At 69.2% G+C, this 406-nt stretch carries 1 protein-coding gene; it reads right to left on the bottom strand.

What is annotated here, in order from left to right:
* A partial coding sequence (locus tag AOK17_RS53345; RefSeq protein WP_245697901.1) for a methyltransferase domain-containing protein occupies nucleotides 1–406 on the bottom strand: 406 nt, incomplete at both ends.

The following is a 406-nucleotide window of genomic DNA, read 5'->3' as shown; positions in this document are numbered from 1 at the left end:
GCGCTGGTGCCGGCGCCGGCATCGGCGTCGGCTGTGGCCGGCTTGGTGGCGCGGACGATGGCGGAGTGCATGCCGTCGGCGACGGAGTGCGTGGGGGTGATCTCGACGTTCGTGAACCCTGCCGCTTCGAGGCCTTCGCGGTACTCGGTGAAGGAGAGGGCTCCCGCGATACAGCCGACGTAGTCGCCGCGTTCCGCGCGCTGGGCAGCGGAGAGGGCGTCATCGGCGACGACGTCGGAGACGCCGATCCGGCCGCCGGGGGTCAGGACGCGGTAGGTCTCCGCGAACACCGAGGCCTTGTCGGTGGACAGGTTGATCACGCAGTTGGAGATCACGACGTCGATGGTGTTCCCGGGGAGTGGGATGGCCTCGATGGTGCCCTTGAGGAACTCGACGTTCGTCGCGC

Source organism: Streptomyces phaeochromogenes, from assembly GCF_001418655.1.
GTDB lineage: Bacteria > Actinomycetota > Actinomycetes > Streptomycetales > Streptomycetaceae > Streptomyces > Streptomyces phaeochromogenes.
Note: the sequence above shows the minus strand (reverse complement) of the source record. Positions and strands in the feature narration are given on the sequence as shown.